Origin of the sequence: Streptomyces sp. AN091965 (assembly GCF_022698285.1) — a bacterium.
GTDB lineage: Bacteria > Actinomycetota > Actinomycetes > Streptomycetales > Streptomycetaceae > Streptomyces.
In genome coordinates, this window is record NZ_JALDMY010000001.1 from 2,447,922 (window position 1) to 2,461,479 (window position 13,558).

The 13,558-nt window shown below is 75.5% G+C and carries 11 protein-coding genes; 7 read left to right on the forward strand and 4 right to left on the reverse strand.

Translation table 11 applies throughout. The features are described from left to right. Positions 1-61 precede the first annotated feature (61 nt). From hmgA to MQV74_RS09975, 3 genes are read left to right on the forward strand one after another with little or no spacing between them, the layout of a single operon-like run. Positions 62-1,396 (forward strand): homogentisate 1,2-dioxygenase, encoded by a 1,335-nt coding sequence (gene hmgA, locus MQV74_RS09965; RefSeq protein WP_242715955.1) that lies wholly within the window; start codon positions 62-64, stop codon positions 1,394-1,396. A gap of 52 nt (positions 1,397-1,448) precedes the next feature. Next, positions 1,449-2,198 (forward strand): GntR family transcriptional regulator, encoded by a 750-nt coding sequence (locus tag MQV74_RS09970; RefSeq protein WP_144002582.1) that lies wholly within the window; start codon positions 1,449-1,451, stop codon positions 2,196-2,198. Positions 2,199-2,223: 25 nt separating this feature from the next. Then, positions 2,224-3,423, forward strand: a complete 1,200-nt coding sequence (locus MQV74_RS09975; protein WP_242715957.1) for a type ISP restriction/modification enzyme — start codon at positions 2,224-2,226, stop codon at positions 3,421-3,423. 3 nt (positions 3,424-3,426) lie between these two features. On the opposite strand, the gene MQV74_RS09980 is transcribed toward MQV74_RS09975, so the two are convergent. Then, positions 3,427-4,806: an MFS transporter gene (locus tag MQV74_RS09980; protein WP_242715959.1), complete on the reverse strand. Its 1,380-nt coding sequence runs from the start codon at positions 4,804-4,806 to the stop codon at positions 3,427-3,429. A 219-nt stretch (positions 4,807-5,025) separates the two neighbouring features. Here MQV74_RS09980 and MQV74_RS09985 point away from each other — a divergent pair, with 219 nt between their 5' ends. From MQV74_RS09985 to MQV74_RS09995, 3 genes are all read left to right on the forward strand, one after another. Continuing rightward, positions 5,026-6,078 (forward strand): zinc-binding dehydrogenase, encoded by a 1,053-nt coding sequence (locus MQV74_RS09985; RefSeq protein ID WP_242715961.1) that lies wholly within the window; start codon positions 5,026-5,028, stop codon positions 6,076-6,078. Further along, positions 6,075-6,992, forward strand: a complete 918-nt coding sequence (locus tag MQV74_RS09990; RefSeq protein WP_308402255.1) for an NADP-dependent oxidoreductase — start codon at positions 6,075-6,077, stop codon at positions 6,990-6,992. Before MQV74_RS09985 ends, MQV74_RS09990 begins: the two co-directional genes overlap by 4 nt. A gap of 82 nt (positions 6,993-7,074) precedes the next feature. Continuing rightward, entirely contained in the window at positions 7,075-9,861 is a 2,787-nt protein-coding gene (locus tag MQV74_RS09995; protein ID WP_242715963.1) for a helix-turn-helix transcriptional regulator, read from the forward strand. A 195-nt stretch (positions 9,862-10,056) separates the two neighbouring features. Here the strand turns inward: MQV74_RS09995 and MQV74_RS10000 are convergent, their stop codons facing one another. From MQV74_RS10000 to MQV74_RS10010, 3 genes are all read right to left on the reverse strand, one after another. Continuing rightward, positions 10,057-10,326, reverse strand: a complete 270-nt coding sequence (locus MQV74_RS10000; protein WP_242715965.1) for a hypothetical protein — start codon at positions 10,324-10,326, stop codon at positions 10,057-10,059. Between the two features lie 116 nt (positions 10,327-10,442). Next, complete coding sequence (locus MQV74_RS10005) at positions 10,443-11,186, reverse strand: anti-sigma factor (protein WP_242728569.1); 744 nt, start codon at positions 11,184-11,186, stop codon at positions 10,443-10,445. Between the two features lie 77 nt (positions 11,187-11,263). After that, entirely contained in the window at positions 11,264-11,806 is a 543-nt protein-coding gene (locus MQV74_RS10010) for a sigma-70 family RNA polymerase sigma factor (protein WP_242715967.1), read from the reverse strand. Between the two features lie 206 nt (positions 11,807-12,012). On the opposite strand from MQV74_RS10010, the gene MQV74_RS10015 reads away from it, so the two are divergent. Further along, complete coding sequence (locus MQV74_RS10015) at positions 12,013-13,557, forward strand: DUF4331 domain-containing protein (protein WP_242715969.1); 1,545 nt, start codon at positions 12,013-12,015, stop codon at positions 13,555-13,557. The last annotated feature ends 1 nt before the right edge of the window (position 13,558 follow it).

The following is a 13,558-nucleotide window of genomic DNA, read 5'->3' on the forward strand; positions in this document are numbered from 1 at the left end:
GAATCGTTGGCGAGGACGCCGGCGTCGGCCCGTCGTGGGCCAGGGAGCCGAGGGAGCTGTCATGAGCGGGGACCAGCCGAAGGACGACAGGGGCAACGCACGCAAGCTCGCGGAGGGGCTCACCTACCTCTCCGGTTTCGGCAACGAGCACAGCTCGGAGGCCGTCCCCGGCGCCCTGCCGCTCGGCCGCAACTCGCCCCAGCGCGCTCCCCTCGGCCTGTACGCGGAGCAGCTGAGCGGCACCGCGTTCACCGAGCCGCGCGCCCACAACCGCCGCTCGTGGCTGTACCGGGTGCGCCCGTCGGCCGCCCACCCGTCGTTCACCCGGACCGACAACGGCGCGATCCGCACGGCCCCCTTCACCGAGACCGTGCCCGACCCCAACCGCCTGCGCTGGAACCCGCTGCCGGAGCCCGCCCCCGGCACCGACTGGCTCGCCGGCCTGTGGACCCTCGGCGGCAACGGCGACGCGACCCAGCGCACGGGCATGGCGGTGCACCTCTACCACGCCAACGCCTCCATGGACCGGGTGTTCAGCGACGCCGACGGCGAGCTGCTCGTGGTGCCCGAGCAGGGCGGCCTGCTGCTCCGCACCGAGCTGGGCCTGCTGCGCGCCGAGCCCGGCCACGTCGCCCTGATCCCGCGCGGCGTCCGCTTCCGCGTCGAGCTGCTCGACGAGAGCGCCCGGGGGTACGTCTGCGAGAACTACGGCGCGGCCTTCCAGCTCCCCGACCTCGGCCCGATCGGCGCCAACGGCCTGGCGAACGCGCGGGACTTCCTGGCCCCCGTCGCCGCGTACGAGGACGTCGAGGGCCCGGTCGAGGTCGTCAACAAGTTCTGCGGCAACCTCTGGACGGCGACGTACGACCACTCCCCGCTCGACGTGGTCGCCTGGCACGGCAACCACGTGCCGTACGTGTACGACCTGCGCCGCTTCAACGTCATCGGCACCATCTCCTACGACCACCCCGACCCGTCGATCTTCACGGTGCTCACCTCGCCCTCGGACACCCCGGGCCTCGCGGGCGTCGACTTCGTGGTCTTCGCGCCGCGCTGGCTGGTCGGCGAGGACACGTTCCGGCCGCCGTACTTCCACCGGAACGTGATGAGCGAGTACATGGGCCTGATCGAGGGCGCGTACGACGCCAAGGCGGAGGGCTTCGTGCCGGGCGGCGGCTCGCTGCACAACATGATGTCGGCGCACGGCCCCGACCGGGAGACCTTCGAGAAGGCCAGCGCCGCGGAGCTGAAGCCGCAGAAGATCGACGACGGCCTCGCGTTCATGTTCGAGACCCGCTGGCCGGTGACCGCCACCGGGCAGGCGGCCTCGGCGGACCATCTGCAGCGGAGGTACGACGACGTGTGGCAGGGTCTGGAGCGTCATTTCCGGCCGTAGCACCACCACTTCCGGCCGCTGTCCGCGTCGTCTCGGAAGTACGGAGTTCCCTGTGACCGCTTTCGCCCCGGACTCGATCGTCCTGAACCGAAAGCTGCCGCTGTGGTATCAGGTCTCGCAGTCGCTGCGCGCCTCGATACTCGGCCGGGCGCCGGACGCCCCGCTGCGGCTTCCCACCGAGGAGCAGCTGGCGGGGCACTACGGCGTCAGCGTGCTCACCATGCGCCAGGCCCTCAAGGAACTGGAGGACGAGGGCCTGATCAGCAGGCACCGGCGGCGCGGCACGTTCATCGAGCCGGACGTGCGGCGCGGCTCGCCGGTGCGCCTGCTCGGCTCGGTCGACGCCATCGTGGCGCAGCAGTCCGGCATGGACACCAAGCTCCTGTCCCACGGCCGGGAGCAGGTGCCCACCGACGTCGCCGAGCACTTCCCCGGGCTCGCCGAAGTCGCCACGTACCACCGGCTGCGCAGCGACGCCAGGACCGGCGAGCCGACCAACCACGCGCGCAACCACGTGCGTCCCGACCTCGCCGAGCGCATCGACCCGACCGACCTGGAGCGCTGGCCGATGACGAAGGTCCTGCGCGACGTGGTGGGCGTGGCGATCTCGCGCATCACCGACACCGTGGAGGCCCGGCTCGCCGACCCGGAGACGGCCCGGCTGCTCCAAGTGCCGCTGCTCAGCCCGATCCTGCACTACACGGGCATCACCTACGACACCGAGGGCCGGGCGCTCGACGTGGCCCGGATCCAGTACCGGGGCGACCGCTTCTCGTTCACCGTCACGCTCGACGCGACCTGATGGCCGCCTCCCGGCGCGTCGTACGATGCCGGGCGTGACGTACGACGACGCGCCGCCGCTCGCCGATCTCATGCCGTGGTCCGTCGCGCCGCTCCGGCCGGGGCGCGGGTGGCCGATGGCGCCCGACGCCGCGTCCCTCAGGGCCCGTTGGGACGCCTTCGTCCGCGCCGACGCGGCCGGGCGCGAGGCGCTGTTCGGGCCGACCCGGGCGCGCACCCTGCACACCTCGGTCGCGCAGCTGCCCGGGTGCGGCGGCGGCACGGGCCGCCTCGCCCGCGAGGACGGGCCCTGCGCCGAACCCGTCCGGGTGGTGCACGGGCCCTTCGACGAGCAGTGGCTGATACCCGACCACCGCCTCCTCGACGCGGCCCGCCCCGAGCTGTGGCGGGTGGCAGGCGCCGGACAGCTCTTCCTCACCGAGCAGGGATACGTCCCCGGCCCGGACGCCGGACCCGCGGTGCTCGCCTCCGCGGTGGTGCCGGACGGGCGCTCCCCCGCCGGGCGGCCCGGCCGCATCCGCCCGCTCTACCGACGTCCTGGTGGCACTGAAACGAACGTTCTATCCGGTCTGTTGGAACACCTCTCCCGGCTGTACGGGACGGGTGTCGCCCCGGAGGACTTCCTGGCCTGGACCCTGGTCGCCGCGCGGGCCACGCCCGCGGGCCCCGTCGTGCCGCTCACGTCCGCCGCCGACGCCTGGGCGCGGGGCGTGGAGCTGGGGCGGCGCGCGCTCTGGCTCCAGCTGCGCGGATCCTCGGGAGAGCGGCCGAAGCTGCCCGGCGGGCGGCGGCCGTACGTGCGGGCGCCGCTGCCCGCGCAACCCTCCGGGCTCGCCTACGACGCCGAGGACGAGGCCCTGCGGATCGGTGAGGGCGGGCTCATCTCGCCCGTGCCCGCGGGCGCGTGGGACTTCCGGGTCAGCGGGGTGCGGGTCATCGAGCTGTGGTTCGAGCGGCGGGCGGCCCCGGCGGAGCCCGGCACCCTGGAGGCCGTCCGGCCCACGGTGTGGCCCCAGGCCTGGACCTCCCAGCTCCTGGAGCTGATCACCGTCCTCGCCCTCCTCGCGGAGCTTCCGGCGCTCCCGGAGCCCTCCCCCGCCGACGCGCTCACGGTCGCCGACCTGCACGCGGCGGGCGTCCTGCCCGTCCCCGCGGCGGCCCGGCGCCCGGCCTCGGTCCTCGACCACCACGAGGAGGGGCCGGAGGGGCAGTTCGCCCTGCTCTGAGCGCTAGGCACGGCCGCGCCGCCCCAGCAGCAGCGCGACGGTGCTGAGCGCCTGGAGGGCCGCGAGCACCACGATCCCGGTGCGGAAGCCGGGCACTCCCGCGCCACCCGTCCCATAGGCGAGGGCGGCCACCGCGGGACCCACCGTGAACGCGAGGGTCCGGAAGGTGTTGGTGACACCACCGGCCGTGCCGACGAGCTCCGCCGGGGTCGCCTCCAGGATGCCGAGGTTCACCGGCGTGCCGAACAGCGCCTGCCCCACACCGGTCACGGCGAGCCGCCAGCCGATGTCCCACAGGCCCGCGTCCGGCCCGAGGGTGAGCATGCTCAGCACCCCGAGCGCGGTCAGGGCGGCGCCCGCCGCGCCCACGCGTTCCTTGGGGAAGCGGTCGGCGAGCGACCCGCCGACGGACGCGGTGAGCGCCACCGCGCCGATGAAGAACATCATCGCGAGGCCGGTCAGGGAGGCCCCGGCGTCCAGGACGTCGGCGACGTAGTAGGGCAGCAGGAAGTAGGACAGACCGGTGAAGGTGCCGCTGAGGAAGAGGGCGAGCACGGGCAGGCCCACGCCGGGCCGCCGCAGCAGGTCGAGGACGGGGCGGGCGGTGCGCAGCCGGGCCCACCCGAGGCCGCCCGCGACCGCGGCGGCCGCGGCGACGCCGGCGGCGACGGGCGCGTCCGCGTCCACCCGGTCGAAGGCGACGAGCAGCGCCGTCACCGCGGCGCCGAGCGCCAGGCCGTCCCCGACCAGCGAACGGCTCGGCGGCGCGAGGCCCTTGTCGCCACGCGGGATCAGCCGTGCGCCCAGCCACACCACCGCGATCAGGACGGGGATCTTCAGGAGGAACACCGGCCGCCAGCCGTAGGCGTCCACGACGGCCCCGCCGAGCGAGGAGCCGCCCATGGAGCCGAGCGGCATGATCGTGGCGATGAGGCCCATGGCGCGGCCCCGGCGCTCGGGCGGCACGCTCAGGGCGACCACCGGCAGGTACAGCGCGCCGACGACCGCGCCCGCCACGCCTTGCAGCACGCGGGCGGCGACCAGGACCGAGAGGTTCGGGGCCAGGGCCGCGAGCACGCTGGTCAGGCCGATCGCGGGCGTAGCGAGCAGGAAGACCGCGCGCAGGTCCACGCGGTCGCTCCAGCGCCCCGCGGGCAGGGCGAGGGCGGCGGTGGGCAACGCGTAGGCGAGCAGCACCCATTGGGTGGCGGAGGAGCCGACGCCCAGGTCGTCCCCGATCGCGGGCAGCGTCACGGCGGACAGGCTGAGCTCCAGGGTGACCAGGAGCATGGCGAGGGCCATCACGACGACGGGCGCCCAGCGCGTCCGCCCACCGTCGTCGGCGGACGGGGCACCGGTGGCCGCGGATGTCTGCTGAGTCATGCCGCCGACGCTAGGAACGGCCCTGACCGCACCGCCTCTGTCACGTGACTGGGTTCCCCCCGGCCGGGCTCCGGTGGAGGCGGTCCCGGTCGCTCCCCCGGTCACCCGGCCCGGTCACCTCTCGCACGACCCCAGTCACCCGACAGAGGCGACGCCGCACCGCCCCCGCCTAGCGTCGGAAGCGACATCGCCCCCACCACCGTCCGGGAGGAACTCCCCATGCACGCCATCCGACTGCACGCCTTCGGCGGGCCCGAGGAACTGCGCTACGAAGAGGTCGACGACCCCGAGCCCGGCCCCGGCCAGGTCCGGATCGCCGTACGGGCGGCGGGCGTCCACCTCCTCGACACCGCCCTGCAGCGCGGCGCGGACGACGCCCTGCCCTTCCCGCTGCCCGACCTGCCCGTGACACCGGGCCGCGAGGTCGCGGGGATCGTCGACCGGCTCGGCGACGGGGTGGCGAGTCAGTGGCTCGGGCGCCGCGTCGTCACGCATCTCGGCCTGGTCAACGCCGGTTACGCCGAGCTGGCCGTGCGCGAGACGGAGGCGCTCTTCCCGCTGCCGGACTCGGTGTCGTACGAGGCCGCGATCGCGATGGTCGGCACCGGCCGGATGGCACTCGGCGTCCTGGAGGTGGCCGCGCCCGCGGCCGACGACGTGGTCCTGGTGACCGCGGCGGCGGGCGGCATCGGCACGCTGCTCGTGCAGGCGGCACGGAACCTCGGCGCGACCGTGGTGGGCGCGGCGGGCGGCCCGGACAAGGCCGCACGGGTCCGGGCCCTCGGCGCGGACGTCGCCGTCGACTACGACCGCCCGGACTGGGCGGACGAGGTGCGTGCCGCGCTCGGCGGCCGCGAGGTCGACGTCGTCTTCGACAGCGTCGGCGGGGCCGCGGGCCGGGCGGCGTTCGACCTCCTGGGCCACGGCGGGCAGTTCGTGATGTACGGCTGGTCGGCGGGGGCGCCGACGGAGTTCACCTCCCAGGACCTGCACGCGCGCCTGATCACGGCGACGTACGCGCTCGGCCCGCGCGTCCTGCGGGTGCCCGGGGGCCTGCGCGCGCTCCAGGAGCGCGCCCTCGCCGCGGCCGCGAGCGGCACCCTCGTACCGGCCGTCACGACGTTCCCGCTGCGTGACGCGGCCGCGGCGCACACGGCGCTGCTCGGCCGCGCCACGGTCGGCAAGGTCGTCCTGCTGGCCTCCGCCGAGCCCACCTCGGGCGGCGGCACCCACAGCACCAGCGACAACACGAAGGAGACGGTGGCGTCATGACCATGCGCGCGATGGCTTTCACGGAGTACGGCGGCCCGGACGTGCTCCGGCTCATGGACCTCGCCGTCCCGGAGCCAGGGCCCGGGCAGGTGCGGGTGCGGGTCCGGGCCGCGGGCGTCATGCCCTTCGACACGGGTATCCGGCAGGGGGCGATGCGCCCGCCCGGCGCCGCCTTCCCGGTCGTGCCCGGCAACGAGTTCGCGGGCACCGTGGACGCGGTGGGCTCCGAGGTCACGGCGTTCGCGCCCGGCGCGGACGTCCTCGGCTTCTCCCTGCTCGGCGCGTACGCGCAGTACGTCGTCGTCGGCGCGGACCAGCTGGTCGCCAAGCCGGACGCGATGGACTTCGTCAGCGCGGGCGGCTTCTCCGGCAACGCGCAGGGCGCGCACATGGCGCTCAGCGCGGTCGGCGTGCGGCCCGGCGACACGGTCCTGGTCAACGGCGCCGCGGGCGGATTCGGCACCCTGGCCGTGCAGTTGGCGCGGGCGTGGGGCGCCACCACGGTCATCGGCACCGCGAGCCCGCGCAACCACGACCACCTGCGCGCCCTCGGCGCCGTCCCCGTCACGTACGGCGAAGGGCTTGAGGACCGGGTGCGCGCCCTCGCCCCGGACGGCGTCGACGCGGCCGTCGACGGGGCGGGCGCCCAGGCCCTGCGGGCGTCGGTGGCCGTGGCCAAGGACCGCAGCCGGGTGGCGACGATGGTCGCGGACGAGGAGGCGGAGCGCCTGGGCGTGCCCCTGCTGCGCGGCACGCGCACGGCGGAGCGCCTGGCCGAGGTCACCGCCCTGTACGCGAAGGGCCTGTTGCGGGTCCACCTCCGGGCGGCCCACCCTCTCCAGGAGGCGGCGGCCGCTCACCGGGCCGTGGAGTCGGGCCACGGCCGGGGCAAGGTCGTCCTGACGGTCGACTGACACCACGCGGGCCGGGCCGCCGGAGCGCTGCCCGGAGCGGGGCCGGGGAATACCCGGCGCGCCGGGGCGGCTGACATGCAACATGCTCGAAGGCCGCGCCGAAGAACTGCACCAGCTCAGGTCCCTGCTCGCCCAGGCCCGCACGGGACACAGCGCGGCCCTCGTCCTGCGCGGCGAAGCCGGAATCGGCAAATCCGCTCTGCTCGGGGCGGCGGAGGCCGGGGCGGAGGCGGCAGACGGCGCGGCGTCGGCCGCCCCGTGGGGGCGGGTGCTGCGCACCACCGGCGTGGAGGCCGAGAGCGAACTCCCCTTCGCGGGCCTGCACATGCTCCTGCACCAGGTGACCGACCGCATCGCCGCGCTGCCCGCCCCGCAGGCCGCGGCCCTGCGCACCGCGCTCGGGCTCGCGGGCGGGGCCCACGGCGGGCCGGGCGACCGGTTCCTGACGGGCGTCGCCCTGCTGACCCTGCTGTCCGAACTCGCCGACGACGGGCCGCTGCTCTGCGTCGTGGACGACGCCCACTGGCTCGACCACGCGTCGGCGGACACGCTGCTGTTCGCCGCGCGACGGCTCACGGCCGAGGGCGTGGTGATGCTGTTCGCGGCCCGCGAGCCGCACGCGCCGGCGTTCCCCGCCGCGGGCCTGCCCGAGCTGCGCCTGACCGGGCTCGACGACGCCGCCGCGGACCGGATCCTCGCCGCGCACGCCGGGGACCTGCCGCCGTACGTACGCCGTCAGCTGCTCGCCGAGGCGGGCGGCAACCCCCTGGCCCTGCGCGAGCTGCCCGCCGCCCAGCGCGAGGGACAACTCGTGGCGTACGGGCCGCCGTCCGCGCCGGTGCCGGGCCCCTCCCGCGTGCAGCAGGCGTTCGCCGACCGCATCGCCGCGCTGCCGGAGGCCACCCGCACCCTGCTGCTCGTCGCGGCGGCCGAGGGCACCGGCGACCTGGAGACCACCGCGGCCGCCGCCGCCCGGCTCGGGGCCGCCGTCGCCGACGTGGAGCCCGCGGAGCGCAAGCAGCTCCTGCGGGTCGAAGCCGGGCGGCTCGTCTTCCGGCACCCCCTGATCCGCACCGCCGCCTACCGCGGCGCCCCGCTCGGCGCCCGCCTCGCCGCCCACGCCGCCCTCGCCGAGGCCCTGCCGTGCGTCGGCCAGGTCGACCGCCGAGCCTGGCACCTGGCCGCGGCCACCACCGAACCCGACGAGCACGTCGCGTCCGTCCTGGAGCGGACCGCCGAGCACGCCCGGGCCCGCGGCGGCTACGCGGCCGAGGCCGCCGCCTTCGAACGGGCCGCGCAGCTCACCCCGGACAGCGCCGAGCGCGCCCGGCGCCTGGCCCTCGCGGCCTCGGCGGCGGCCGACGCGGGCCACGGCGACCACGCGGCCCGGCTCGCGGGCAGCGCGACCCCGCACCTCACGGACCCGGCGCTGCTCGCCCGCCTCGCACGGGTCCGCGCGGGCGTGGCCCGCGAGCGCGACCAGCTGGAAGCCGCGCACACGGTCCTCGTGGACACCGCGTCGGCCCTCGCCGGGCGGGCCCCGGAGACGGCGGCGCGCCTGCTGTACGAGGCGATGACGGCGGCCTGGGCGTCCGGCCACCGCACGGCGGTCGACGCCGTCGTGGAGCGGGCGGCCGCGCTCGGCGTCGAGCCGTCGCCCGCGGCGCCGCCCTATCTACCCGCCGTCACGGGCCTGGCGCGGCTCGCCGCGGGCGACACGGGCGCGGCCCTGCCGCCGCTGCGGCGCCTCTTCGACGCCGCGCGGAGCCGGGAGCACGGCCTCGACCTGCGCGAGCGGGCCTCCGTCGCCGGGTGGTTCGCGCCCCTCGGCGATCTGGAGGGCGGCGTGGAGCTGGCCGCGGACCTGGAGCGCGAGTGCCGCGAGCAGGGCGCGGTGGGGCCGCTGCCGCTGGTGCTGCTCCAGCGGGCCAGGGCGCGCGTGCTGCTCGGCCGCCACGGCTGCGCCCTCGCGGGCGCCGAGGACGGCGTCCGCATCGCCCGCGACAGCGGCCAGCACCACTACGCGCACCAGCTGACGGGCGTCCTCGCCCATCTCGCCGCGCTCGACGGGGACGAGGCCCGCGTCCGGGAGCTCGCCGGGCACCTCGACCCGCGGCAGGCACCGCCGGGCCGGGTGTGGGGCGCGGCCGCCCTGCCCCTGCTCGACCTGGGCCTCGGCCGCTGGGAGGCGGCGCTGCGCGGCTACGAGGACCTGGCGGCGGGCCCCGCGGGCCACACCGTGGTGGCGCTGCACTGCCTGCCGGACCACGTCGAGGCGGCGGTGCGGGCCGGGCGGCCCGACGCGGCGCGCGGGGCGGCACGGCGGTACGCGGACTGGGCGGAGCACACGGGCGCGGCGTGGGCGCGCGCCATCGCGGCGCGCTGCCGTGCCCTGCTCGCCGGCGAGGCGACGGCGCAGGCCGCGTACGAGGAGGCCCTGACGCTGCACAGCGGCGACGGCAGGCCCTTCGAGCAGGCCCGTACGCGACTGCTGTTCGGGGAGTGGCTGCGCCGGGCGGGCCGCAGGAGCGAGGCCCGTGTGCCGCTGCGCGCGGCCCTGGACGCGTTCGAGCAGATCGGGGCGGCGCCGTGGGCGGGCCGGGCGCGCGCGGAGCTGCGGGCCACGGGCGAGAGCCGGGCGCGGCAGGGCGGCGAACGGGTGCCGCTGGAGCGGCTCACGCCGCAGGAGCGTCAGGTGGTGCGGCTCGCGGCGGCGGGGATGACCAACCGCGACATCGGCGCCCAGCTGTTCCTGTCCCCGCGCACAGTGGGCTACCACCTGTACAACGCGTATCCGAAGCTGGGGGTGTCCTCACGGGGCGAGCTGACCCGTCTCGGTTTCGGGACGGAGGAAGAGCTGAGCGCCTGAGCGCGATGACGCCCCGAAGGGGCGCGGGGAACTGCGCGGCCAGCCCCACGCGGCCCGCGGGCGAGCACGGCGCACAGGCCGGTCAGCATCAGGAGCTGGGGGAGTCACCGGTGCCCGCCGCGTGCCGGGAGTGACGGCGGGGAGAGGGGAAGCGCGGGCACCCCAGGGCGAGGCCGGAGGCACCCGCGCCCGAGGTCAGTGGCCGCCGAAAAGCGTGCGGCGCAGTCTGCGCAGCGGTGCGAACAGCGAGACACGGCGCACCTGCGCGCGCTTGCCGCCCCGGTCGTGCGCGGCGCCACGCGAGGTGAGCTCACGCATCAGCAGGGTCGCCTCGGCCGCCTCGCGCTGCGGGACGGCGGGGCCGCCCAGCACCGAGAGATGGCGGTCGAGACGCGAACTGCTCGCGCCGCTCCCACATGTGATCGCAGGGACCCTCGCCCTGCTGCGCACTGTTATCTGTTCCATGTCACTCCCCACCCGTACGAGGGCACCCGGCCCAGGGCAGGTTAACCCTATCGCCCCACCATGACACTCGTGTATCCCGGTGGCGGGATTCACCTTCTCCACAAGGTCGTTGACGGTTACTCTCCGAATCCAACTGATTCCAGGGTGAGTTGGACGAGGGGCCCAGTCGTGGGCCGCGCGGAGCCGCCGTCGGGTTCGACGGTGACAGCGAGTGATTTCGCTCGCGTGCTGAGATCCTTCGCGACCACCGGCGTTTCGCCATCGAGGAGCCCGAGCGAACGGGGCGCGGCCCCGGCGCGCATCACCCACAGTTGATGCGCGCGCCCGTCCGGAGGCCGGCCGAGGCCGGTGACGCTCACCACGGCCCGTCGTTCCGCACGGGACGCGATCACGCCGATACCCCGCCCCCGGGCGTCCCGGCCGGTGCTCGCGCGGGCGTCGGGCGCGGCCAGGACGTGGGCGATCTCACGTGCGGCCGCCCGCTCGTCGGACAGCTCGCCGTCGGTGCGGACCAGCGCGAGGGCGAGGAAGCCGGCCGCCACGAGGGCAAGTACCACGCCGGACGCGGCCAGCGCGAGCGGAGCCAGGCCGGGAGCGCGGCGCCGCGGCACCGCCGGGGGCTCGGGCGCGGCCCGCCGCCCGGCGGGCTCCTGGGCCGTGGTGCGCACGGCGGCGAGGATGCGCTCCCGCAGGTCCTCGGGGGCGGGGACGGAGGCCGCGCGCGCCAGGCGCACGGTGTCGGCGGCGAGCGCGCGCACCTCCCGCGTGCATCGGCCGCAGGTGGCCAGATGCTTCTCGAAGCGGCGCGTCTCGTCCGGGTCGAGGGCGTCGAGCGCGTACGGCACGGCGAGGGAGTGCATGGAGTGCAGTGGGCCACCCGTCAAAAGGCCGCTCGCGTACCGGCGCAGGCGGCTCAGCGGCCCGGGTTCCGCAGGGCTCATGCGGCGGCACCCAGGCAGTCGCGCAGACGCAGCAGGCCGTCCCGCATGCGGGTCTTGACGGTGCCGAGCGGCACGGACAGGCGTCGCGCCACCTCCCGGTAGGTGTAGCCGTCGTAGTAGGCGAGGGTGAGCGCCTGGTGCTGGAGGTCGGTCAGGCGGTCCAGGCAGCGGCGCACCCACTCGCGCTCCAGGCTGCCCTCCACCGCCTCGGCGACCTGGTCGAAGGCCGGTCCCTCGCCGCGGCGGGCCAGGCGCCGCTCGCGGTCACCGGCCGCGCGGGCGCTGCGCACCCGGTCGACGGCCCTGCGGTGGGCGAGCGTCAGGATCCACGACAGGGCCGTGCCGCGCGCCGGGTCGAAGCGGGCCGCCGTGCGCCACAGTTCGAGCAGCACCTCCTGGGCCACCTCCTCGGACTGCGCCGGATCGCGGAGCACGCGTCGCACCAGGCCGTAGACCGGCCCGGACACCAGCGCGTACAGCTCCTCGAAGGCCTGGTGGTCGCCGTCGGCCACCCGTGGCAGCAGTGCGTCCGCGTCCACAGCCGTCCCCCACTCTCCCGGCATCCCGGGCGCTCAATTCTGGACTCGGCGGAGATTCGGGGCGAGCCCCCGGACCGGATTGGCGCATCGCCGCGGAATTCACCGGCCACGGGCCAATCCACCGCCGCCCCCGCGCCGAATGGCATGCGTCAGCCGGGCCGTGCGGTCAGCGCGCGGCCCGTACCGCCGAACTGAGGACGGACGCGATGACAACAGTCGTCACCCGCCGCACACGGCGCCGCAGGATCCGTGGCGTCGCCGCACTGGTCTGCGGGGCGCTGGCCGCCGGGGGGCTCGCAGCCGCCGGGGTCAGCACGCTTCGACCGGAGGCCGCGCGCGCCTCCAGCCACCGGGAGGCCCCGCTGATCTCGGGGCAGCCGCAGTACGACAACACCGACGTGTACGCCTTCGTCAGCCCCGACAAGCCCGACACGACGACCCTCGTCGCGAACTGGGTGCCGTTCGAGGAGCCGGCGGGCGGACCGAACTTCTACCCGTTCCCCGAGGACGCCCAGTACGACGTGCACATCGACAGCGACGGCGACGCGCAGGGCGACCTGCTCTACCGCTGGACCTTCGACACGCGCACCAGGAACGGCGACACCTTCCTCTACAACACCGGTGAGGTCACGAGCCTGGACGACCCGGACCTGAACGTGACGCAGACGTACGACATCGACCTGCTGCGGCTGAAGGACCAGGAGGTCGTGTCCACCAAGAAGATCGCCGACGACCTGCCGATCGCGCCCTCGCACGTGGGCAAGGCGTCCATGCCCGACTACGGCAAGCTGCGCGACCAGGCCGTGCGCAAGCTCCCCGGCGGCGGCACCTCCTTCGTGGGGCAGGCCGACGATCCCTTCTTCCTGGACCTCAGGGTCTTCGACCTGGTGTACGGCAAGGACCTGTCGGAGGTCGGCCGGGACACGGTCGCCGGGTACAACGTGAACTCGGTGGCGCTCCAGGTGCCGAGCGCCGAGATACGGCAGTCCAAGGACCAGCCGACCGTCGGCATCTGGTCGACGACCCAGCGCAGGAACGCGGCGGGCAAGTGGACCCAGGTGTCCCGGCTCGGCGCGCCCCTGGTGAACGAGGTCGTCGTCCCGATGAAGGACAAGGACAAGTTCAACGCCTCCGCGCCGTGGAACGACGCGCAGTTCCTGCCCTACGTCCAGAAGCCGGAGTTGCCGCGGATCATCGAGAAGCTCTACAAGATCAAGGCGCCCAAGGAGCCCCGCAAGGACCTGGTCTCGGTGTTCCTCACCGGCGTGAAGGACCTCAACCAGCCGCCGAACGTACGGCCCGCCGAGGCGCTGCGCCTGAACACCTCGGTCAAGCCCGCCGAGACGCCGAAGCGGCTCGGTGTCCTCGACGGCGACAACGCGGGCTATCCGAACGGCCGGCGCCTGAGCGACGACGTCCTGGACATCTCGCTCCAGGTCGTCGAGGGCGAACTCGTCGGCCAGAAGAACGACTTGGGCGACGCGGTCGACACCAACGACAAGGCCTTCGGGCGCTCCTTCCCCTATCTGGCGCTGCCCACGGCCGGGTCGCGGGGACCGGTGGCGGGCAAGGACGGCACCAGCGCGCGCAACGCCCTCAGCGGTGGCGCGCCGCCCGTGGACTCCGGCTCGTCCGGCTCCACCGACACCGTCCTGATCACGTCCGCTGCCGTCGGCGGCGCCGGGGTGCTGCTCGTCGGCAGCGGCCTCCTGTGGTGGCGGCGCACCCGGGCCACGGCCGGGGGTGCCTGAG